We start from the raw sequence: 24,199 nt of genomic DNA on the forward strand, positions 1-24,199 counted from the left end.
GCCACGTCCACCGGCCCGGCGTCCAGCCGCACCGGGTGCAGGCCGGTGAACCAGCCGACGGTACGGGAGAGGTCGGCGCCGTCCTCCAGCGGGACGCGGCCGTGGCCCTCGACGTCCACGAGCAGCCCGCGCGGGCCGGTCGCGCCGCGCCGCCGCCGCCATTCGGTGAACGCGACGGTCAGCGCGGCGAGCAGGACGTCGTCGGGGCCGGCGTTGAACGCGGCCGGGATGCTCGTGAGCAGGCCCCGGGTCGCCGCGTCCGGCGCGGTGACGGCGATCTGGAACATTGTTCCGCCTACGTCGCGGGCCGGGTCGAGCGGACGGTCCCCGAGCGGCGGCTCGGCGGCGCCGAGCGTCGCCGTCCAGTGCGGCAGCTCGGCCCGGCGGCGCGGGGCGCCCGCCTGCGCGGCGAGCGTCCGCGCCCAGTGCCGGAACGACGTCGGGACGGGCGCGAGTTCGGCCCCCGCGTACGCCTCGGCCAGGTCGGGCAGCAGGATCCGCCAGGACACGCCGTCCACGGCCAGGTGGTGGACGGCCAGCAGCAGCCGTCCCTGCGCGCCGGGTCCCGCGTCGAACCAGACGGCCGCGACGAGCGACCGTCGCGGGTCGATGCGCTCCGTCGCGGCGGCGCTCTCCGCGCGGACGAGCGCGTCCAGGTCACGCCCGGCCGCGTCGACGCGGGTGACCGCCACCGTGACCGCGCCCGGCTCGGGGACGGTCAGCCGGTCCCCGTCGAGCCGCGCGCGGAGCAGGTCGTGCCGATCCACGAGCGCCTGGACGGCCGCGGCGAGCCGATCGGCGTCCACGTCCGCCGGGGTCACGACCAGCGCGGACTGCACCGCGCCGGGCAGGTCCGCGCCCGCCCGGTCGATCAGCTCGCGCATCACCGGGGTGAGCGGGACGTCGCCGGTGCCGGGCTCGCCCGCCCGCGCCGCGTCGGCCGCCGTCGTCGCGACCCGCGCGAGCGCCGCCGCCGTCTGGTGCTCGAACACCTGCCGGACGGACAGGACGAGCCCTTCCCGCCGCACCCGCGACACCAGCGTCATCGACAGGATCGAGTCGCCGCCGAGGGTGAAGAACGAGTCGTCCGCGCCGACCCGCTCCAGGCCGAGGACGTCGGCGAACAGCGCGCAGAGCAGTTCCTCGCGCGGCGTCTCGGGGGCGCGTCCGCCGGACGTCGTGTCGGGCGCGGGCAGCTTCGCGCGGTCGAGCTTGCCGTTCACCGTGAGCGGCAGGGCGTCCAGCGTCACGAACGCCGCCGGGACCATGTGCTCGGGGAGGCGGGCGGCGGCGAACGCGCGCAGCGCGGCGGTGTCGACGTCCGCCGGGACGGCGTAGGCGACGAGACGGCGCTCGCCGGGCCGGTCCTCGCGGGCCACGACGGCGACCTGCGCGACGCCGTCGTGCGCGGCGAGGACGGCCTCGACCTCGCCCGGCTCCACCCGGAACCCGCGGATCTTGAGCTGCTGGTCGGCGCGGCCCGCGAAGAACAGGTCGCCGTTCCGGTCGCGGCGCGCGAGGTCGCCCGTGCGGTACATGCGCTCGCCGGGCGCCCCGAACGGGCACGGGACGAACCGCTCGGCGGTAAGGCCCGGCCTGCCCCGGTAGCCGCGCGCCAGGCCCGGCCCCGCGACGTACACCTCGCCCGCGACGTTCGCCGGGACGGGCTCCAGCCGGTCGTCCAGGACGTGGACGCGCGCGTTCTCGATCGGCCGGCCGATGGGCGGCGCGGGGTCGGCCCCGGTGATCGCCGCGTCCACCGGCCCGGCCGTCGTGATCACGGTCGCCTCGGTGGGGCCGTAGGTGTTGCGGACGCTCGACCGCGCCGTCCAGCGGCTCGCCAGGTCGGCCGTCAGCAGCTCCGCGCCGAGCACCCACGTCGCGACGCCCGGCACCGCGTCCGGGTCGAGCACCCCGAGCAGCGACGGGACGACGCTCGCCGCCGTCACCCCCGCGTCCCGGATCATCGTCTCCAGCAGCGCGGGCTCGGTGCGCTCCTCCGCCGTCGCGACGGCCAGCGTCCCGCCCGCGCCCAGCACGACCGCGAGGTCGAGCACCGCCGCGTCGAAGCTGAACGACGCGAACTGCAACGCGACCGTCCCGTCCTCGACGCGCAGCACGGGCCGCATCGCCCGCGCAAGATTCACCACGCCCCGGTGCGCGACCGCGACGCCCTTCGGCACCCCGGTCGACCCCGACGTGTAGATCACGTACGCAAGCCCGTCCGCCCCCACAGCCCCGCCCACCGCAACGTCATCGTGCGGCGCGAGCGCTTCGGTGGTGTCCGGGGTCGGGATGTGGAGGGTGCGGGCGTCGGTGGGCGGGAGTTTGTCGGCCGTGTCCGGGGTGACGGCGACGATCGGGGCGCCGCTGTCCTCGATCATGAAGGCGAGGCGGTCGGCCGGGTACTCGGGGTCGAGCGGGAGGAACGCGCCGCCCGCCTTCCAGACCGCGAGCACCGCCGTGACCAGCTCGACACCGCGCGGCAGGCAGAGGCCGACGACCGTCTCGGGGCCGACGCCGTCCGCGCGGAGGCGGGCGGCTAGGCGGGAGGAGTCCGCGTCGAGTTCGGCGTAGGTGCGGGAGCGGTCGCCGCAGCGGACGGCCGTCCCGGACGGGACGCGCCGGACGCTCGCCTCGAACAGGTCCAGCCAGGTGCCGTCCGGGAGCGGCGCGGCGGGGGCGGCGGCCAGCAGGTCGCCTCGCTCGGCCTCGGCCAGGACGCCGATGCGGGTGAGCGGCTGCTCCGGGTCGGCGTCGGCCTGCTCTAGGACGCGGACGAGACGCTCCGTGAGCGCCCGCGCCGTGTCCGCGTCGAACAGGTCGGTCGCGAACTGGAGGGCGCCGCCGATGCCGGCGGGCGCGCCGTCGTCCGTCCGGAACTCCGACAGGCTGAGCGCCAGGTCGAACCGGGACGTCTCGGGATGCGAACCGGGCTCCACCGGCCCGCTCTCCAGCCCCGGCAGGTCCCAGCGGGCCTCCTGCTCAGGCAGGTTCTGGACGGTCAGCGACACCTGGAACAGCGGGTTGCGCGCCAGCGACCGCACCGGGTTCAGTTCCTCGACCAGCCGCTCGAACGGGATGTCCTGGTTGGCGTAGGCGGCGAGGTCCGTCGCGCGGACGCGGGCCAGCAGTTCCGCGAACGTCGGATTCCCCGACAGGTCCGTCCGCAGGACGAGCGTGTTGACGAAGAAGCCCGCCAGGTCGTCCAGCGCCGCGTCGCCGCGCCCCGCGATCGGCGTGCCGATCGGGACGTCGTCGCCCGCGCCGTGCCGGGTGAGCAGCAGCGCGAGCGCCGCGTGGGCCACCATGAACATGGTCGCGTCGTGGCGGCGGGCCAGGGCGGCGAGGGCCGCGTGCGTCTCCGGGGCGATCCGGAAGGACACCGTGCCGCCGTCGAACGTCGCCGCCTTCGGCCGCGCCCGGTCGGCGGGCAGCGGGATCTCCGGCGGCAGGCCGTCCAGCGCCGCGCGCCAGTGGGCGAGCTGGGCGCCGAGGACGCTGCCCGGATCGTCCGGGTCGCCGAGGACGTCGTGCTGCCACAGCGCGTAGTCGGCGTACTGGACGGGCAGCGGCGTCCAGCCGGGCGCCCGTCCGGCGTGGCGGGCCGTGTAGGCGGTGGCGAGGTCGCGCTGCAGGACGCCCATCGACCAGCCGTCCACCGCGATGTGGTGCGCGACGATCGCGAGCACGTGCTCGTCCGGGGCGACCGTGACCAGCAGCGCCCGCCACGGCAGGTCGCTCCGGACGTCGAACGGACGCTCCGCGCACGCCAGCAGCAGCCCCTTGACCTCCTGCGGCGCCGCTTCGACGACCTCCAGCGCCGGCCGTCCGGCGACGCCGTCCAGCACGACCTGCCGCGCGCCCGTCTCGTCGGTGCCGGGCAGGACGAGGTCGTCGGGGTAGAGGGTGCGCAGGGTCTCGTGGCGGTCGGCGACGTCGGCGAGGGCGGCGCGCAGCGCGGGGACGTCCAGGACGCCCGTCAGCCGCACCGCCAGCGGCAGGTTGTAGACGGCGGCGGCGCCGGGCTGCTCGTCGGCGAGCCGGTTGAGGAACCACATGCGCTGCTGGCCGGACGAGAGCGGGATCGTCTCCGGCCGCTCCCGCGCCGCCAGCGCGGTCCGGGACACGCCGGCCCGCGCGGCGAGCAGGCGCGCCACGCCCTCGGGCGTCGGCTCGGCGAACAGGTCCGGGACGCCGATCTCCACGCCGAGCGCCGTCCGGACGCGGGCGATGACGCGCATGGCCGACAGCGAGTCGCCGCCGAGGTCGAAGAACGAGTCGTCGGCGGCGACCCGCTCGACCCCGAGCACCTCCGCGAACGCGCCGCACAGCAGTTCCTCGGCCAGCGTGGCGGGAGCGCGCCCGCCGCTGCCGGACGCGTCCGGCGCGGGCAGCGCGGCCCGGTCGAGCTTGCCGTTCACGGTGAGCGGCAGCGCGTCCAGCACCACGAACGCCGAGGGCACCATGTAGTCCGGCACCCGCTCCCCCAGATGGCCCCGCAGGACCGCCGCGTCCACGCTCGCCCCAGCGGACGGGACGAGATAGGCGATCAGGCGGTCGTCGCGGACGAGCACGGCGGCCTGGGCGACGGACGGGTGCGCCGTGAGCAGGGACTCGATCTCGCCCGGCTCGACGCGGAAGCCGCGGATCTTGACCTGGGCGTCGGCGCGGCCGGCGAAGGAGAGGCGGCCGTCGCGGGTCCAGCGGGCGAGGTCGCCGGTGCGGTACATGCGCTCGCCGGGCGTGCCGAACGGGCCGGCGACGAAGCGTTCGGCCGTCAGCGCGGGACGGCCCGCGTAGCCGCGCGCCAGGCCCGGCCCGGAGACGTACAGCTCGCCGACCACGCCGGGCGCGACGGGACGCAGGTATCCGTCCAGGACGTAGGCCCGCATGTTCTCGATCGGCCGGCCGATGGACGGCGCCGGGTCGTCCGCCCGGTGGCCGGCGGACACCGGCCCGGCCGCCGCGAGGACGGTCGTCTCGGTCGGCCCGTAGGCGTTCCACACGCTCGCGCGGCCCGCCCACCGGCTCACCAGCTCCGACGTCACCCGCTCGGCGCCGACGATCCAGTGCGCGACCCCCGGCACGTCGTCCGGGTCCAGGACGCTGAGCAGCGACGGCACCACGCTCGCCGCCGTCACCCCCGCGTCCCGCATCGTCGCGGCGAGCCGCGCGGGCTCGGCGCGCTCCTCCGCCGACGCGACCACGAGCGTCCCGCCCCCGCCGAGCACGACCGCCACGTCCAGCACGGCGGCGTCGAAGCTGAAGGAGGCGAACTGAAGGGCGACGGGCACCGATCCGAGCGCCGGACGCAACGACTCCGCGAGGTTCACCAGCCCACGATGCGATACCGCCACGCCCTTGGGACGGCCCGTCGACCCCGACGTGTAGATGACGTACGCGAGCTGGTCCGGACGCACCACGACCCGCAGCGCGGCGTCCGACTCCAGAGCGGCCGACCCGACCAGCACCGTCCGCACCCCGGGAGGCACGACCGCCAGCGTTTCGGGAGCGACGAGAACGACCGTCGCCCCACCGTCCTCCAGCATGTAGGCGACACGGTCGGCCGGGTGTTCGGGATCGAGCGGCACATACGCGCCCCCGGCCTTCCACACCGCGAGCACCCCGGTCACCAGGTCCGCACTGCGCGGCAGGCACAGCCCGACCGTGCTCTCGGCCGCCACGCCCAGGCCGCGCAGGCGGCGCGCCAGCCGGTTGGACCGCTCGTCCAGCTCCCGGTAGGTCAGCGTCTCGTCGCCGCACCGCACGGCGGGCGCGTCCGGCGTCCGCCGCGCCCAGGACGCGAACAGCTCCGGCCAGGTGTCCGCCGAGCGCGGCGCGGACGTGGCGTTCCAGCCGGTCAGGACGGCGGCGCGCTCGCCGGAGTCCAGCACGTCCAGGTCGCGCAGCCGCACCGACGGATCGGCCGTGACCTGCGCGAGCACCCGCACCAGCCGCGCCACCAGCCCTTGGGCGGTCGCCTCGTCGAACAGGTCGACGGCGTAGCGGACGGCGCCGCCGAGCCCGTCCGGACGCCCCTGCGCGTCGCGGCGCTCCAGCAGCGACACCGACAGGTCGAACCGCGCCGCCTCGGCCTTCGGCTGCATCAGCTCGACGCCGAGCCCGCGCACGGGCCAGCCGTCGTCGTCCAGCGGCAGGTTCTGGACGGCCAGCATGACCTGGAACAGCGGGTTCCGCGACAACGACCGGTCGGGGTTCAGTTCCTCGACCAGCCGCTCGAACGGCACGTCCTGGTTGGCGTAGGCGGCCAGGTCGGTCTCACGGACGCGCGCCAGCAGTTCGGCGAACGTGATGTCGCCGCTCACGTCGGCCCGCAGGACGAGCGTGTTGACGAAGAAGCCCGCGAGGTCGTCCAGCGCCGCGTCGCCGCGTCCCGCCACCGGAGCGCCGACGGGGATGTCGTCGCCCGCGCCGAGCCGCGACAGCAGCGCCGCCAGCGCCGCGTGCAGGACCATGAACGTGGTCGCGTGCGTGCGTTGCGCGAGTTCGGTCAGCCGGACGTGCGTCGCCGCGTCCACGTGGACGGGCACCGTCGCGCCCTCGAACGACGGCACCGGCGGACGCGGCCGGTCCGCCGGGAGCGTCAGCTCCTCCGGCGCCCCGGCGAGCGTCGTCCGCCAGTGCGCGAGCTGGCGGCTGACCAGGCTGGACGGGTCGTCCGGGTCGCCGAGCACCGCGCGCTGCCACAGCGCGTAGTCGGCGTACTGGACGGGCAGCGGCTCCCACTCGGGCGCGCGTCCGTCCGCTCGCGCGGCGTAGGCGACGCCGAGGTCGCGGGTCAGGATGCCCATCGACCAGCCGTCCACCGCGATGTGGTGCGCGACGAGCAGCAGCGCGTGCTCGTCCGGCCCGAGGACGTACAGCGTCGCCCGCCACGGGATCTCCGCGCCGACGTCGAACGGGCGGGCGGTGCGCGCGGCCATGTCGGCGTAGAGGTCGTCCACCGCGACGACGTCCAGCGCGGGGCGGTCGTCGACGAGCCGCTGGCCGGGCGTGCCGTCCTGCGCCGGGAAGATCGTCCGCAGGGTCTCGTGGCGGTCGGCGACGTCGCCGAGCGCCCGTTCCAGCGCGGGGACGTCCAGGGGTCCGGTGAGCCGCAGCGCGAGCGGGATCGTGTAGCCCGCGCCCTCGCCGGAACTCTCCAGCCGGTTGAGGAACCACATCCGCTGCTGACCGAACGACAGCGGAACGACGTCCGGGCGCGGCCCCGCGACGAGCGGCGGACGGTCGTCCTCCACCTGCTCGCCGATGTTGCGCGCCACGCCCGCGGGCGTCGGGTCCGCGAACAGCGCCCGCACACCGATCTCCGCCGCGAACACCGCGCGGACGCGGGCGAGCAGGCGCATCGCCAGCAGCGAGTCGCCGCCGAGGTCGAAGAACGAGTCGTCCGCGCCGACCTCGGGCACGCCGAGGACCTCGGCGAACAGCTCGCACAGCAGCGCCTCGGCGGGCGTCTCGGGCGCGCGGCCCGGCGCGGCGGCCTCCGGCGCGGGCAGCGCGGCCCGGTCCAGCTTGCCGTTCGCGGTGACGGGCAGCGCGTCCAGCACGACGAGCGCGGACGGCACCATGTAGTCCGGCAGCCGCTCGGCGAGCCGGGCGCGCAGCGCGGCGGGGTCGGCGGTTCCGGCGACGTAGCCGACGAGCCGCCGGTCGCCCGGCCGGTCCTCGCGGACGATCACCGCCGCCGCCCGGACCTCGGCGAACTCCGCCAGCGCCGTCTCGACCTCGCCCGGCTCCACGCGGAAGCCGCGCACCTTGACCTGCTCGTCGGCGCGGCCCGCGAAGGCCAGTTCGCCGGCGCGGGTCCAGGACGCGCGGTCGCCCGTGCGGTACATGCGTTCGCCGGACGCACCGAACGGGCACGGGACGAACCGTCCGGCCGTCAGCGCGGGGCGGCGCAGGTAGCCGAGGGCGAGGCCGGGTCCGGCCGCGTACAGGTCGCCGACGACGCCGGGCGGGACGGGCCGCAGCCGCTCGTCCAGCACGTACATCCGCGTGTTCGCGATGGGACGGCCGATGGTGATCGGGCCTTCGCCCGTCAGCGGGTCGGTCATCGTGGTGCAGACCGTGGCCTCGCTGGGGCCGTAGGCGTTGATCATCGTGCGGCCGTCCGCCCAGCGGGCCGCGAGCGCCGGCGGGCACGCCTCGCCCGCCACCACGACGACGTCCAGGCCGGGCGGCTGCTCGGCGAAGGTCGCCAGCACCGACGGCGGGACGGTCAGGTGCGTCACGCCGTGCTCGGTCGCGACGGCCGCCGGGTCGCGCAGGCTCTCCTCGTCGGCGACGACGAGCGCGGCGCCCGACAGCAGCGCCATGACCGTCTCCCAGAACGCGGCGTCGAAGCTGAGGGACGCGAGCTGGAGCACGCGGGCGCCCGGCCCGGCGCCGAGCCGCTCGCGCTGGACGGCGGCGAGGTTGCCGACGCCGCGGTGCGAGAGGACGACGCCCTTCGGCGTCCCCGTGGACCCGGACGTGTAGATGACGTAAGCGGGATGGTCCAGGCGCTGCGGAACCGTCCGCTCGGCGTCGGTGGGCGCGGTCTCCGCCCGCTCCGCGAGCCCCGCCGCGTCGAACACCAGCCGCTCGACCCCGTCCGGCCCGGCGGGGGGACGGGTCTGGTGCTCGGTCTCGGGGGTGCAGACGACGAGCGCGGGGCGGGCGTCGGCCAGCATGAACGCGATGCGCTCCGCCGGGTAGTTCCGGTCGATCGACAGATAGGCGGCGCCGGCCTTGGCCGCGCCGAGCAGCACGGCCACCAGGTCGGGCGAGCGCTCCATCAGCACGCCCACCACGTCGCCGGGGCCGACGCGGCGCGCGATCAGCTCGTGCGCGACGCGGTTGGCGGCCCGGTCCAGCTCGGCGTAGGTCCACACGCGGTCGCGGGCGACGACGGCCGCGGCGTCCGGCGTCCGCGCGGCCTGCGCGGCGAACAGCGCGGCGAGCGTGCCCTCGGGGACGTCGCGGGACGTGGCGTTCCAGTCCTCGGTGACGGTCCGGCGCTCGGCGTCGTCCAGGACGTCCACGCGGCCGAGGGTGCGGCCGGGGTCGGCGGCCATCTGCCGCAGCACCAGGACCAGCCGCTCGGTCAGCGCCTGCGCCGTCTCGGGGTCGAACAGGTCGACGGCGTAGTGGATGCCGCCGCCGATCCCGGCCGGGCCGTCCGGGCCGTGCCGCTCCATGAGGTTGACGGCGAGGTCGAACCGCGCCGGCTCCACGAACGAGCCGGGTCCCATCTCGGCGACGGCGAGGCCCGCCGCGTCCCAGCCGCCGTCCTCGTCCGGGAGGTTCTGGACGTTCAGCATGACCTGGAACAGCGGGTTGCGCGCCAGCGACCGCGCCGGGTCGAGTTCCTCCACGAGCCGCTCGAACGGGACGTCCTGGTGCGCGTACGCGGCGAGGTCGGCGGCGCGGACGCGGTCGAGCACCTGCGCGAGCGTCGGGTCGCCGGACAGGTCGGTCCGCAGGACGAGCGTGTTGACGAAGAAGCCCACGAGATCGTCCAGGGCCGCGTCGCCGCGCCCCGCGACGGGCGTGCCGAGCGGGACGTCCGTCCCGGCGCCGAGCTTGGCGAGCGTCACCGCCAGCGCGGCCTGGAGGACCATGAACATGGTGGTGCCGGTGTCGCGGGCCAGTCCGGCGAGCGCGGCGTGCGTCTCCGCGTCCACCCACAGCGGGACGGACCGTCCCTCGAACGACGGCGCCGCCGGCCGGTTCCTGTCGAACGGCAGGGAGATCTCCGCGGGCAGGCCGTCCAGCGCCTCCCGCCAGTGCGCGATCTGCCGTCCGAGCGCGCCCGCGGGGTCGTCGGGGTCGCCGAGCACCGCGCGCTGCCACAGCGCGTAGTCCGCGTACTGGACGGGCAGCGGCTCCCACTCGGGCGCCCCTCCCGCCCGCCGCGCCGCGTAGGCGACGGCGAGGTCTCGTTGCAGCACCCCCATCGACCACCCGTCGACGGCGATGTGGTGCGCGACGATCAGCAGGACGTGCTCGTCCGGTCCCAGCTCCAGCAGCGTCACGCGCCACGGCAGGTCCCGCGAGGTGTCGAAGCTCCGTCCCGTCCGCGCGGCGATGTCCGCGAGCAGCGTCGCCTCGCCGCTGCCGACGACCTCCAGCTCGGGCCGGCCCGCGACGACGACCTGCCGCAGCGCCCCCTCCCCCGCCGGGGTCGCCTGGTCGGTGAGGATCGTGCGGAGGGACTCGTGGCGGTCGGCGAGGTCGCCGAGGGCGGCGTCGAGGGCCGCGACGTCGAGGGGGCCGGACAGGCGCAGCGCCACCGGCAGGTTGTAGACGGCGGCGGCGCCGGGCTGCGCCTCGGTGAGGCGGTTGAGGAACCACATGCGCTGCTGCGCGAACGACGGCGGGACGGTCTCCGGGCGCGGACGCGGGGTCAGCGCGGGCCGCGCCGCCGCGTCCGGGCCGCCCGCCAGGCGCGCGACGCCCGCGACGGTCGGGGCGGCGAACAGCGCCCGCACGCCGATCTCCACGCCGAGGACGGTCCGGACGCGCCCGATGAGCCGCATCGCCGAGAGCGAGTCGCCGCCGAGGTCGAAGAACGAGTCGTCCGGGCCGACGCGGTCGGCGCCGAGGACGTCGGCGAACAGCCCCGACAGGATCTCCTCGGTCCACGACGCGGCGGGGCGTCCGCCCGTCCCGGCGAAGTCCGGTTCGGGCAGCGCGGCGCGGTCGAGTTTGCCGTTGACGGTGAGCGGCAGCGCGTCCAGCACGACGAACGCGGCCGGGATCATGTAGTCGGGCAGCCGCCCGGCGGTGAACTCGCGCAGCGCGTCCACGTCCAGGCCATCAGCGACGACGTAGGCGACGAGCCAGTCGTCGCGGACGAGCACCGCCGCCTGCGCGACGCTCTCGCTGGACGCCAGGACGGATTCGATCTCGCCCGGCTCCACGCGGAAACCGCGGATCTTGACCTGGGCGTCGGCGCGGCCCGCGAAGACCAGTTCGCCGTCGGCGGTCCACTTGGCCAGGTCACCGCTGCGGTAGAGGCGTTCACCCGTCCCGAAGGGGGACGCCACGAAGCGTTCAGCCGTCAGGTCCGGGCGGCCGACGTAACCCCGTGCCAGCCCGGGGCCGGTGATGTAAAGCTCGCCGACCACGCCGGGCGGCACAGGCTGCAAGAACTCGTCCAGGACATAGGTCCGGGTGTTCTCGATCGGCCGGCCGATGGAAGGCGGCGGGTCGGTCGCCGTGATCGCCGGGTCCACCGGGACGGCCGTGGTGATCACGGTCGCCTCGGTCGGGCCGTAGGTGTTCCAGACCCGCGAACCGGCCGTCCAGCGGGCGGCCAGGTCGGCGGTCAGGAGTTCGGCGCCGAGCACCCAGTTGCGGACGCCGGAGACGGCGGCCGGGTCCAGGACGCTCAGCAGCGAAGGCACAACGCTCGCCACCGACACGTCCGCAGCCCGAATCATCGCGGCCAGCGCGCCGGGCTCGGCGCGCTCGTCCGGCGACGCGATGGCCAGCGTCCCGCCCGCGCCCAGCGTGACGACGACGTCCAGCACGGCCGCGTCGAAGCTGAACGACGCGAACTGCAACGCCGTCACCCCGGGCTCCACGCCCAGAATCGGACGCAGCGCCGAGGCCAGGTTCACCACGCCCCGGTGCGACACCGCCACGCCCTTGGGACGGCCCGTCGACCCCGACGTGTAGATGACATACGCCAACTGACCGGGAACGACGTCACCGGGCAGGGACTCGGCGTACGTAGCGGCCGTGTCCTCCAGCAAGGCCACGCGTCCAGAGGCGGGCAGTGCGCCCACGGTTGAGGACGTCGCCAGAACGACCGCCGCCCCACTGTCCTCGATCACATGACCGAGCCGGTCCGCAGGATGCGACACGTCCAGCGGAAGGAACGCGCCCCCCGCCTTCCACACCGCGAGTTCCGCCACCACCATGTCCACCCCGCGCGGCAGGCACAGCGCGACGACCGACTCCGCACCGACGCCCAGCGACCGGAGGCGGCGCCCGAGCAGGTCGGCACGCGCGTCCAGCTCGGCGTACGACAGGACGTCGGCGCCGCAGCGCACGGCCGGAGCCGACGGCGTCCGCTCGACCCACGAAGCGAACAGCGACGGCCAGGTGGCGGCGGGCGCGGACGCCGACGTGGCGTTGAAGGACGACACCACCCGCGAGCGCTCGTCGCCGAGGAGCACGTCCAGCGAACCCAGACGCACCGACGGATCGGCCGCGACCTGCGCCAGCACCCGCACGAGCCGCTCCGCCAGCCCCGCGACGGTCGACGCGTCGAACAGGTCCGTCGCGTACTGGACCATGCCGTCCAGCCCGGCCGGGGACCCGTCCGGGGACCGCTGCTCGGTCAGCCCCACCGTCAGGTCGAACTGCGCCGCCTCGACCCGCGAGCCGGGCGGCACCGGCCCGACGGACACGCCCGGCAGCGCCCACTGCTCGTGCGTCGGCGGCAGGCTCTGCACGCTCAGCATCACCTGGAACAGCGGGTTGCGCGCCAGGGACCGCGCCGGGTTCAGCTCCTCGACCAGCCGCTCGAACGGGACGTCCTGGTGCGCGTACGCCCCGAGGTCGGCGGCGCGGACGCGGGCGAGCAGGTCGGTGAAGGACGGGTCGCCGCTCGCGTCCGTCCGGAGCACCAGCGTGTTGGCGAAGAAGCCGACGAGCCCGTCCAGCGCGGCGTCGCCCCGGCCCGCGACGGCCGTGCCGAGCGGAAGGTCGGTGCCCGCGCCGGTCCGGGCGAGCAGCGCGGCGAGCGCCGCGTGGACGACCATGAACAGCGTCGACCCGTTCCGCGCCGCGAGGTCCAGCAGCCGCGCGTGCGTCGCCGCGTCCACCCGCAGCGGCGCGGACGCGCCCCGGAACGAGCGCGTCGCCGGACGCGGCCGGTCGAACGGCAGCCGGATCTCGGCGGGCGCGCCGGCGAGGGCGTCCCGCCAGTAGTCGAGCTGGGCCGCGCCGTCGCCGAGGACGTCCCGCTCCCACAGCGCGTAGTCGACGTACTGGACGGGCAGCGGCTCCCACTCCGGCGCGCGTCCCTCCGCGCGGGCGGTGTAGGCGGCGCCGAGGTCGCGCCCGAGGACGCCCATCGACCAGCCGTCCACCGCGATGTGGTGCGCGACGACCAGCAGCACGTGGTCGGACGGCCCGAGCCGCAGCAGCCGCACCCGCCACGGCAGTTCGGCGGCCAGGTCGAACCGTTCCGCCGCGTGCGCGGCGAGCGCGTCGGCGAGCCGGTCCGCGGCGACGTCCTCGACGGCCAGGGACGGCCCGGACGCGACGATCACCTGATGCGGCTCGCCGTCGCCGGAGTACATCGTGCGCAGCGTCTCGTGCCGGGCCGCGACGTCGGCGAGCGCGGCCTCCAGCGCGGGAACGTCGAGGTCGCCGGTGATGCGCAGCGCGAGCGGCAGGGTGTACGCGGCGCCCTCGCCCGCGTCCTCGAGGCGGTTGAGGAACCACATCCGGCGCTGGGCGAACGACAGCGGCAGGACGTCCGGCCGCTCCCGCCGCGTCAGCGCCGCACGGGCCCCTTCGGCGCCGTCGACGTGCCGGGCGATGCCCGCGACGGTCGGCGCCGCGAACAGGTCCCGGACGCCGACCTCCGCGCCGAGGGCCGCGCGGATCCGCCCGATGAGCCGCATCGCGGTCAGCGAGTCGCCGCCGAGGTCGAAGAAGGAGTCCTCCGCCCCGACGGCGTCCAGTCCGAGCACGTCGGCGAACAGCGCGCACAGCGCCGCCTCGGCGGGCGTCTCGGGGCCGCGTCCGCCGCGCGGGGCGAAGTCGGGCGCGGGCAGCGCGGCCCGGTCCAGCTTGCCGTTCGCGGTGACGGGCAGCGCGGCCAGCTCCACGACGGCGGCGGGCACCATGTAGTCGGGCAGCCGGGACGCGACGGACGCGCGCAGTCCGGCCGCGTCCACCGCGCCGCCGTCGGGGACGACGTAGGCGACGAGCCGCTTCTCCCCCGGCACGTCCTCCCGGACGACCACCGCCACGGCCCCGACGCCGGGCTGCTCGGCGAACGCCGTCTCGATCTCGCCGAGTTCCACGCGGAAGCCGCGCAGCTTCACCTGCTGGTCGGCGCGGCCGAGGTAGTCGACGTCGCCGGACGGCGTCCAGCGGGCGCGGTCGCCCGTCCGGTACATGCGCTCGCCGGGCCCGGCGGGGCCGGGGAACGGGCAGGCGACGAACCGCTCGCCGGTCAGCCCGGGACGTCCGGTGTAGCCGCGCCCGAGACCGGGCCCCGCGACGTACAGGTCGCCGGGGACGCCGGGCGGGACGGGCCGCAGGTGCGCGTCCAGGATGAAGACGCGCGTGTTGACGATCGGCCGGCCGACCGGGACGGGCCGGCCGTCGCCGCGCGGCGTCAGCGCCTCGGTCACCGTGATGTAGACGGTCGCCTCGGTCGGCCCGTAGAGGTTCATGAGCCGTCGTCCCGGCGCCCACCGCTCGACCAGCGCGGGCGGGCAGACCTCGCCCGCCGCGACGATCGTGGACACGACGGGCGGCAGTTCGTCCACGGCCGCGAGCAGCGACGGCGGCATCAGCATGTGCGTCACGCCGTGCCGGGCGGAGAGTTCGGCGAGCCGTCCGTGCGGCTGGAGGCGGTCGCCCTCGGCCACGACGAGCGCGCCGCCGGTGAGCAGCGACAACGCCAGCTCCCACACGATCGCGTCGAAGCTCGGCGACGCGAGCTGGAGCACCCGCGCCCCCGGGCCGCCGCCGAACCGCTCGACCACGGCGGCCGTCAGGTTGCCGATGCCTCGATGGGTGAGCACCGCGCCCTTCGGCGTCCCGGTCGAGCCGGACGTGTAGATCGCGTACGCCGGGTGGTCCAGGCGCGTCGGCGCGGTCCGGTCGGCGTCCGTCGGACGGGTCGCGGGACGGGCCGCGACCGCCGCCGCCACGGCCGGGTCGTCGAGCACGAGGACGGGCGCGTCGGCGGGCAGGACGTCGCGCAGCGAGCCCGCGCAGACCGTCAGCGCGGGCCGCGAGTCGGCGACCATGAACGCCAGGCGCTGCACCGGGTACTCCGGGTCCAGCGGCAGGTAGCCCGCGCCCGCCTTCGCCACGCCGACCAGCACGGTCGCGAGGTCGGCGCCCCGGTGCAGGAGCACGCCCACGAGGTCCCCGGTGCGGACGCCGCGCGCGATCAGCTCGCGGGCGACGCGGTTGGCCGCCGCGTCCAGCTCCGCGTACGACCGGACGACGTCGCCGCCGATGACGGCCGGTTCGCCGGGCGTGCGGTCGGCCTGCGCCTCGAACAGCGCGGCGAACGGCTCGTCCGGGACGGGACGGGACGTGGCGTTGAACCCGTCCAGCAGCGCCCGCTCGCCGGACCGCAGGACGTCGATCTGACTGAGCCGCCGGCCCGGGTCCGCCGCGACCTGCTCCAGCACGCGCGTGAGCCGGGCGGCGAGGGCCTGCGCGGTAGCTTCATCGAACAGGTCGGCGGCGTACTGGAGCCGTCCGTCGATGCCGGCGGGCGTCCCGGCCGCGTCGCGCCGCTCGCTGAGCCCGAGCATCAGGTCGAACCGGGCGATCTCGGTGCCGGGCTCCTGCTCGACCGGACGGACGTCGACGCCCGGGAGCGTCCAGCCCGCCGCGTCGTCCGGGACGTTCTGCATGTTCAGCATGACCTGGAACAGCGGGTTCCGGGCGAGGGAGCGTTCGGGGTTGACGTCCTCGACCAGCCGCTCGAACGGCAGGTCCTGGTGGGCGTAGGCGGCGAGGTCGGTCTCGCGGACGCGGTCCAGGAGCTGCGCGAAGGTCGGGTCGCCGCTCGCGTCCGTCCGGAGCACGAGCGTGTTGACGAAGAAGCCGACGAGCCCGTCCAGCGCGGGGTCGCCGCGTCCCGCGATGGCCGTGCCGATCGGGAGGTCGTCGCCCGCGCCGGTCCGGGCGAGGAGCGCCGCCAGCGCCGCGTGGACGACCATGAACGTCGTCGCCCGGCCGCGCTGCGCCACCCCGACGAGCCGGGCGTGCGTGGCGGCGTCCACCGCCACCGGGACGGACGCGCCCCGGAACGACGCCGCCGCCGGACGCGGCCGGTCGGCCGGCAGCGCCAGCTCCGCCGGGGCGCCGTCGAGCGCCGTGCGCCAGTGGTCGAGCTGGGCGGTGATGAGGCTCTCGGGGTCGTCCAGGTCACCGAGGACGGCGCGCTGCCACACCGCGTAGTCGCCGTACTGCACGGGCAGCGGCTCCCACGCCGGCGCGTCTCCGCTCCGGCGGGCCGCGTAGGCGGTGCCGAGGTCGCGGCCGAGGACGTCCAGCGACCAGCCGTCCACCGCGATGTGGTGCGCGACGATCAGCAGCACCCGCTCATCCGGGCCGGTGACCAGCAGCGACGTCCGCCACGGCAGCTCGGCGCGGACGTCGAACCGGCGCCGGACCTCCGCCGCCAGCGCGTCCGCGAGTTCCTCGGGCGCGACGTCCGCGACCGTCAGCTCAGGCCGCCCCTCCGCCCCCGTCAGCACCCGCGCACGCGGCACCTCGCCCGCGTCGTTTAGGCCCGGGGGGTCGGTCGGGGTCGGTTGGTCGGGGAAAATCGTCCGGAGGGTCTCGTGGCGGTCGGCGAGGTCGGCGAGAGCTGCGGCGAGCGCGCCGATGTCCAGGTCGCCGGTCAGCCGCAGCGCGACGGCGAGGTTGTAGTCCGCGCTCGCGCCCGCCTCTTCCAGCCGGTTCAGGAACCACATGCGCTGCTGGGCGAACGACAGCGGCGGCTCGGCGTCGCCGGAGCGGCGCGTCAGCGGGACCGGCGCGCGGCCCGTCTCCCCGGCGACGCGGGCGAGGTCGGCGACGGTCGGCGTCCCGAACAGCGTCCGGACGCTGATGTCGGAGTTCAGCACCGCGCGGATCCGGGCGACGAGCCGCATCGCGAGCAGCGAGTCGCCGCCGAGGTCGAAGAACGAGTCGTCGGCGCCGACGCGGTTCGTCCCGAGCACCTCGGCGAACAACCCGCACAGCAGTTCTTCCATCGGTGTGGACGGCGCCCGCCCCCCGGCCGCCGCGTCCGGCGCGGGCAGCGCGGCGCGGTCCAGCTTGCCGTTCACTGTGACGGGCAGCGCGTCCAGCACGACGATGGCGGACGGCACCATGTAGTCCGGCAGCCGCTCCGCCAGATGGCTCCGCAGCGACCGCCCGTCCAGGCCCGTGTCCTGGTCAGCGTGGGGGACGACGTAGGCGACCAGGCGCTTGTCGCCGGGGCGGTCCTCGCGGGCGATGACCGCCGCCTGCGCCACGGACGGGTGGGACGCGAGCAGCGCCTCGATCTCGCCGGGCTCGACGCGGAACCCGCGCACCTTGACCTGCTCGTCGGCGCGGCCGACGACGACCAGGTCGCCGCCGGGAGTCCAGTGGGCGAGGTCGCCCGTCCGGTACATCCGGCCGCCGCCGAACGGGTCGGCGACGAAGCGTTCGGCGGTCAGCCCCGGACGGCCCGCGTAGCCCTGCGCCAGGCCCGCGCCCGCCAGGTACAGCTCGCCCGTGACGCCGGGCGGGACGGGCCGCAGGAAGCCGTCCAGGACGTACGTCCGCGTGTTCTCGATCGGCCGGCCGATGGGCGCCGGGCCGGAGACGCGCGTCAGCGGCGCGCTCATCGCGGCGATCACCGTCGCCTCGGTCGGGCCGTAGGCGTTGATCAGCGTCCGGCCGGGCGCGCGGGCCGCCACGAGCGTCTCCGGGCACACCTCGCCCGCCACTGACACCGTGTGCACCGACGCGGGCAGCTCCCCGGCGGCGGCCAGGACGGACGGCGGCATCATCAGGTGCGTCACGCCGAACTCGTCCGCCACCTCGGCGAGCGACCCGTACGGCGGCAGCCGCGTCGCGTCCACGACCACCAGCGCGCCCCCCGAAAGAAGCGCCGTGCAGAACTCCGCGAACGCCACGTCGAAGCTCAGCGACGTGAACTGGAGGACGCGCGCCCCCGGCCCCGCCCCCAGCCGCGTGATGTGGCTCGCCGCGAGGCTCCCCACCCCGCGGTGCGACACGACCACGCCCTTCGGCCGGCCCGTCGACCCGGACGTGTAGATCACGTACGCCGGGTGCAGCAGCCGCAGCGGCACGACGCGGTCCGCGTCCGTCGGCGCCGTCGCGGGACGCGCCGCCAGCGCCGAGGCGTCGAACACCCAGGAAGCGGCGGATTCCGGCAGCACCGACCGCGTGGCGTCCGTGCAGACCGTCAGCACCGGACGGGCGTCGCCGAGCATGAACGCCACCCGCTCCTCCGGGTGGCGCGGGTCGATCGGCAGGTAGCCCGCCCCGGACTTCACCACGCCGAGCAGCACCGCGAGCAGGTCCGCCGAGCGCTCCATCAGCACGCCGACCAGGTCGCCCGGCCCGATCCGCCGCGCGATCAGCTCGTGGGCGACGCGGTTGGCCGCCGCGTCCAGCTCGGCGTAGGTCCAGGTGCGGGCGGCGGTGACGAGCGCGGGCGCGTCCGGCGTCCGCGCTGCCTGCGCCTCGAACAGCGCGCCGAACGTGCCCGACGGGACGTCGGCGCCGGTGGCGTTCCAGGACGTCAGCACGGCCCGCCGCTCGGACGGCGCCAGCACGTCCACCCGGTCCACCGGGACGTCCGGGTCGGCCGCGACCTGCTCCAGGACCCGGACGAGCCGCGCCGCGATCCCCGCGCCGTCCGGCAGCACGTCCGCGCGGTGGCTCAGCCGGAACCCCATCGAGCCGAACGGGTTGACGACCAGCGACAGCGGATAGTGCGCCGCGTCCCGGCCGCGCGACATCGTCATCGTCAATGCGCCCGGCTCGGGCGCGGACCGCTCGGCCGGGTAGTTCTCGAACGCCATCGACGTGTCGAAAACCGCGCCGGGCCCGGCCGCGCGCTGGACGTCGGCGAGCCCGAGGTGCTGGTGCGCGAGCAGCCCGGACTGGACGTCCTGCAAGCCCGCGAGCGTGTCGGCGAAGGACGTCCCGGCGCGCAGCCGCACCCGCACCGGGACGGTGTTGATGAACAGCCCGAGCATCCGGTCCGCGCCGGGCAGTTCGGCCGGGCGGCCCGCGACCGTCCCGCCGAAGACCACGTCGTCGCGCCCGGTGAGCGCCGACAGCACCAGCGCCCACGCGCCCTGGAAGACCGTGTTGAGCGTGAGGTCACGGGAGCGGGACAGCGCGCGTAATCGGTCGGCGAGCCCCGCGTCCAGGGCGATCTCGACGTCCTCGGGCAGCACCGGCGCGGCGTTCGGGTCGGCGGGGACGACCAGGGTCGGCTCGCCGGTCCCGGCGAGCGCCGCCCGCCACGCCTCCCGTGCCGCGTCCGCGTCCTGCCGCGCGAGCCATTCCAGGTAGTCGCGGTAGGACGTCACCGGGGCGGGGCCGGACGTCCCGGCGTAGGCGGCGCGCAGCTCGTCCAGCAGCAGCGGCAGCGACCAGCCGTCCAGGACGATGTGGTGCGCGGTGATCAGCAGCCGGTGCCGGTCGGGCGCCAGGCGCAGCAGCGCGGCGCGCAGCAGCGGCGGACGCGCCAGGTCGAACCGCTGCGCCCGCTCCTCCTCGGCGACCGCGTCGGCGTCGGCGTCGGCGTCGGCCGAGAGGACCTCGCGCCACGGCGCGTCCACGGCCCGCGCGACGACCTGGACCGGCCGCCGCGCCCCCGCCATCTGCCGGAACCCGGCGCGCAGGCTCGCGTGCCGCTCGAACAGCGCGTCCCACGCCGCGCGGAGCCGCGCGACGTCCAGCGGGCCGTCCAGGTCCAGCACGTGCTGGCCGACGTAGACGTCGAGGGCGTCCTCGTCGTACACCGCGTGGAACAGCAGCCCCTCCTGGAGGGGCGACAGGGGCCAGACGTCCTCCACCCGGCCGTCCGTGCGACGCTGCGTCACCGTGGTCCCCCTTCGTCGGCGAGGTCCGCTTCGAGTAGGTCGATCTCGTGCTGGTCGAGCGTGCTGAGCAGGAAGTCCGACGGCGTGTGCCCGCCGCCGGTGTGCGCGGCGAGGCCGGTGAGCGCCGCCGCCCAGCCGTCGGCGATCTCGCGCGCGTCGGCCGGGTCGAGCGCGCCGGGCGGCGAGGCGAGCGTGAGGGTGAGGACGGGGCCGTCGGTGATCCGCGCCATCACGTCCAGCGCGTGCCGCACCGGGACGTCGCCGGCCGCGCGCTCGCCGAGCCGCCGCCAGTCGCCGGACGCGGCGGCGGGCGTCCGGCCGAGGTAGTTGAAGGCGATGCCGGGGGCGGGCAGCGCGGCGAGCACCGGGCCCGTCCCCGGGTGGACGCGGCGCAGCAGCCCGAAGCCGAGCCCGTCGCCGGGCACCGCGCGGACCTGCTCCTTGACGCGCTTGACGAGCGTCCCGGCGTCCGGGCCGCCCGCGCGGACGGCGGCGAGGTCGAGCGCCCCCGCGTCCAGCCGGACGGGATGGACGGCGGTGAACCACCCGACCGTCCGGGACAGGTCCATGCCCTCGGCGAGGGGTTCGCGGCCGTGCCGTTCGACGTCGACCAGCAGCCCGCCGGACGTGTCGCGCCCGCGCCGCCGCCAGGTCTCGGTGAGCGCGGCGGTCAGCGCGGCGAGCAGGATCTCGTCCATGCCCGCGTGGAAGGCGGCGGTGACGCGGGTGAGCAGGGCCTCGGTCGTCGCCGCGTCCAAAGTCGCGGCGGTCTCGCGGGCGGGGCCGGGCGTGACCGGCGCGTCGGTGATCCGCAGGGACGGCCCGTCCAGCAGCCGGATCCAGTCCGGCAGCTCGGCGACGCGGTCGGCGGCCTGGTCGGCGAGCGCCCGCGCCCAGTGCCGGAACGATGTTCCGGTTGCCTCCAGCGGACGGCCTTCGTACGCGGCGCGCAGGTCGGGCAGCAGGATCTGCCAGGACACGCCGTCGATGACGAGGTGGTGCGCGACCAGCTCCAGCCGTCCCGGCGACAATGCGGCGCCGAGCAGCGGCCCGTCCAGCGCGACCCCGGCGCCGAGCGCGAACGGCGCGCCCGACGGCAGCACGACGAGCGCGTCGCCCTCCAGCCGCGCCCGCAGCACGTCGTGGTGGTCGATGACGGCCCGCAGCGCGTCCGCGAGCCGGCCGGCGTCCAGGTCCGCCGGGACGGCCAGCACCGCCGACTGCACGGCGCGCTCGGCGTCCGGGCCGGCCAGCAGTTCGCGCATCACCGGCGTCAGCGGGACCGCGCCGGTCGCCGGGACGTCCGCCGCCGCCGGATCGGTGAGCGCCGTCGCGACGGCGGCGAGCGCGGCCGGGGTGCGCCGCCGGAACACCTCCCGCACGCCGAGCACCAGCCCCGACCGGCGGGCCCTGGCGACCAGCGCCATCGACAGGATCGAGTCGCCGCCGAGCGCGAAGAACGAGTCGTCGGGGCCGACGCGCTCCAGCCCGAGGACGTCGGCGAACAGCCCGCACAGCAGTTCCTCGGCGGGCGTCGCGGGCTCGCGCGCGTCCTCGGCCGAGGCGGCCGACGGCACCGGCAGCGCCGCCCGGTCCAGCTTGCCGTTCACCGTGAGCGGCAGCGCGTCCAGCGCGACGAACGCGGACGGCACCATGTAGTCCGGCACGCGCGCCGCGACGTGCGCCCGCAGCGCGTCCGCGCCGCCCCCGACGGTGTAGGCGACGAGCCGCCCGTCCTGGACGACCACGGCGGCCTGCGCGACGTCCGGGTGCGCGGCCAGCACCGACGCGACCTCGCCCGGCTCCACCCGGAACCCGCGGATCTTGACCTGCTCGTCGGCGCGGCCCGCGAACAGCAGCTCGCCACCGGCCGTCCAGCGCGCACGGTCGCCGGTGCGGTACATGCGCGCCCCGCCGGGCCGGAACGGGCACGCGACGAACCGTTCGGCGGTGAGGTCGGGCCGTCCCGCATAACCGCGCGCCAGCCCGACGCCCGTCAGATAAAGCTCCCCGACCACCCCGGGCGGGACGGGCCGCAGTTTCTCGTCCAGTACGTACAGGCGGGTGTTGGTCAGCGGCCGTCCGACGGCGGGCGGCCGGTCCTCGGCGGTGATGCCCGCGTCCACCGGCCCGGACGTCGCGATGACCGTGCCCTCAGTGGGCCCGTAGGTGTTCCAGACCGTGGACCGGGCCGTCCAGCGCGCGGCGAGGTCGGCCGTCAGCAGCTCGGCGCCGAGGACCCAGCGCCGCACTCCGGGCACCGCGTCCGGGTCGAGGACCCCGAGCAGGGACGGCACGACGCTCGCCACCGACACCCCCGCCGACCGGATCATCGCGGCCAGCGCGTCCGGCTCGGCGCGCTCCTCGGCGGTCGCGACGGCCAGCGTCCCGCCGCCGCCGAGCACCACCGCGACGTCGAGCACGGCCGCGTCGAACCCGAACGACGCGAACTGGAGCGCGACCGTGCCGGGCGCGACGCCGAGCGCGGGCCGCAGCGCCGTCGCGAGGTTCACCAGGCCCCGGTGCTCGATCGCGACGCCCTTCGGACGGCCCGTGGACCCCGACGTGTAGATGACGTAGGCGAGCTGACCGGGCCGGACGTCCGCCCGCAGCGGCGGGCCGAGGACGTCCGGCGTGGTCGTCGGCGCGTCGAACGGACCGAGCGTGTCGCCGGTCCCGATGACCAGCGCGGCGCCGCTGTCGGCGACGATGTGGGCCAGCCGCTCGGCGGGGTGCTCGGGGTCGAGCGGGACGAACGCGCCGCCCGCCCGCCACACCGCGAGCTGCGCGACGGGCCAGTCCACCCCGCGCGGCAGGCACAGCGCAACGACGGTCTCGGGACCGACCCCGAGGCTCCGCAGGTGCCCGGCGAGCCGCGCGGAGCGGTCGTCCAGCTCCGCGTAGGTCAGCGCGTCCCCGCCGGACCGGACGGCCACGGCGTCCGGCGTCCGCGCGACGTGCGCGGCGAACAGCTCCGGCCACGTCGCCGGGGACACGGTCGCGTCGGTGGCGTTCCAGCCGGTGAGGATCCGCGCGCGTTCGGCCGCGTCGAGCACGGCCAGCTCGCCGATCGGGCGGTGCGGGTCGGCGGCGGCCTGGTCCAGGACGGCCACGAGCCGCCGCGCCAGCCCCTCCGCCGTCGCCGCGTCGAACAGGTCCGCCGCGTACTGGAACAGGCCGTCGAACCCCGCCGGGGCGCCCGCGTCGTGCCGTTCGGTGAGCGTCACCGACAGGTCGAACTCGACGGGCTCGTCCGTCCGGCGCGGCAGGGCGCGGACGTCCAGGCCGGGCAGCTCCCACGCGCCCGCCTCGCGCGGCACGTTCTCCACGCTCAGCATGACCTGGAACAGCGGGTTCCGCGCGAGCGACCGTTCGGGGTTCAGGTCCTCGACCAGCCGCTCGAACGGCAGGTCCTGGTGGGCGTAGGCGGCGAGGTCGGCGTCGCGGACGCGGTCCAGGAGCTGCGCGAACGTCGGATTGCCGGACAGGTCCGTCCGGAGCACGAGCGTGTTGACGAAGAAGCCGATCAGGCCGTCCAGCGCGGGGTCGCCGCGCCCCGCGATGGCCGTGCCGATCGGGAGGTCGTCGCCCGCGCCCATCCGGGTGAGCAGCGCGGCCAGCGCGGCGTGCGCGACCATGAACATCGTCGCGCGGCGGTCGCGGGCCAGCCCGGTGAGCGCGGCGTGGGTGTCCGCGCCGACGCGCAGCGGCACCGAGCCGCCCCGCAGCGTGGACGCCGCCGGACGCGGCCGGTCCGTCGGCAGCGCCAGCTCCGCCGGGGCGCCGGCGAGGACGCGGCGCCAGTGGGCGAGCTGCGCGTCCAGCACGGCGTCGTCCAGGACGTCCCGCTGCCAGAGCGCGTAGTCGGCGTACTGGACGGGCAGCGGCTCCCACTCCGGTGCGCGCCCGGCCAGCCGGGCCGCGTAGGCGGTGCCGAGGTCGCGGCCGAGGACGCCCATCGACCAGCCGTCCACCGCGATGTGGTGCGCGACCAGCAGCAGCACGTGCTCGTCCGGCCCCTGCACGAACAGCGTCGCGCGCAGCGGCGGCTCGGCGGCCAGCGCGAACCGGCGCCCGCCCTCGTCCCGCACCGCCGCGTCCAGGTCGGGCACCGAGCGGACGGTCAGGACCGGCCGGGACGGCAGGACGAGCTGCCGCGGCCCGTCGTCGGTCTCGGGGAAACCCGGGAGGTCGGTCGGGGTCGGTTGGTCGGGGAAACCCGGGAGGTCGGTCGGGGTCGGTTGGTCGGGGAAACCCGGGAGGTCGGTCGGGGTCGGTTGGTCGGGGAAGATCGTGCGCAGCGATTCGTGGCGGTCGGCGACGTCGCCGAGCGCGGCCTCCAGCGCCGCCACGTCCAG

Annotated in this window: 2 protein-coding genes (both cut by a window edge); both read right to left on the minus strand. The window is 76.3% G+C overall.

Features of this window, described 5'->3' with window-relative positions:
• Positions 1-19,841, minus strand: the 5' portion of a protein-coding gene (locus BTM25_RS18220; protein WP_168212150.1) for a non-ribosomal peptide synthase/polyketide synthase. Its footprint begins 538 nt before the window's first position; the window shows 19,841 of its 20,379 coding nt (coding positions 1-19,841); its start codon is at positions 19,839-19,841; its stop codon lies beyond the left edge, outside the window.
• A protein-coding gene (locus BTM25_RS30720; protein WP_103564055.1) for a non-ribosomal peptide synthetase crosses the window boundary here: on the minus strand, positions 19,838-24,199 show its 3' portion. 6,081 nt of this gene lie beyond the right edge of the window; the window shows 4,362 of its 10,443 coding nt (coding positions 6,082-10,443); its start codon lies off the right edge, out of view; the stop codon is at positions 19,838-19,840. The genes BTM25_RS18220 and BTM25_RS30720 overlap by 4 nt, the downstream gene beginning before the upstream one ends.

This window comes from Actinomadura rubteroloni (assembly GCF_002911665.1).
Lineage (GTDB): Bacteria > Actinomycetota > Actinomycetes > Streptosporangiales > Streptosporangiaceae > Spirillospora > Spirillospora rubteroloni.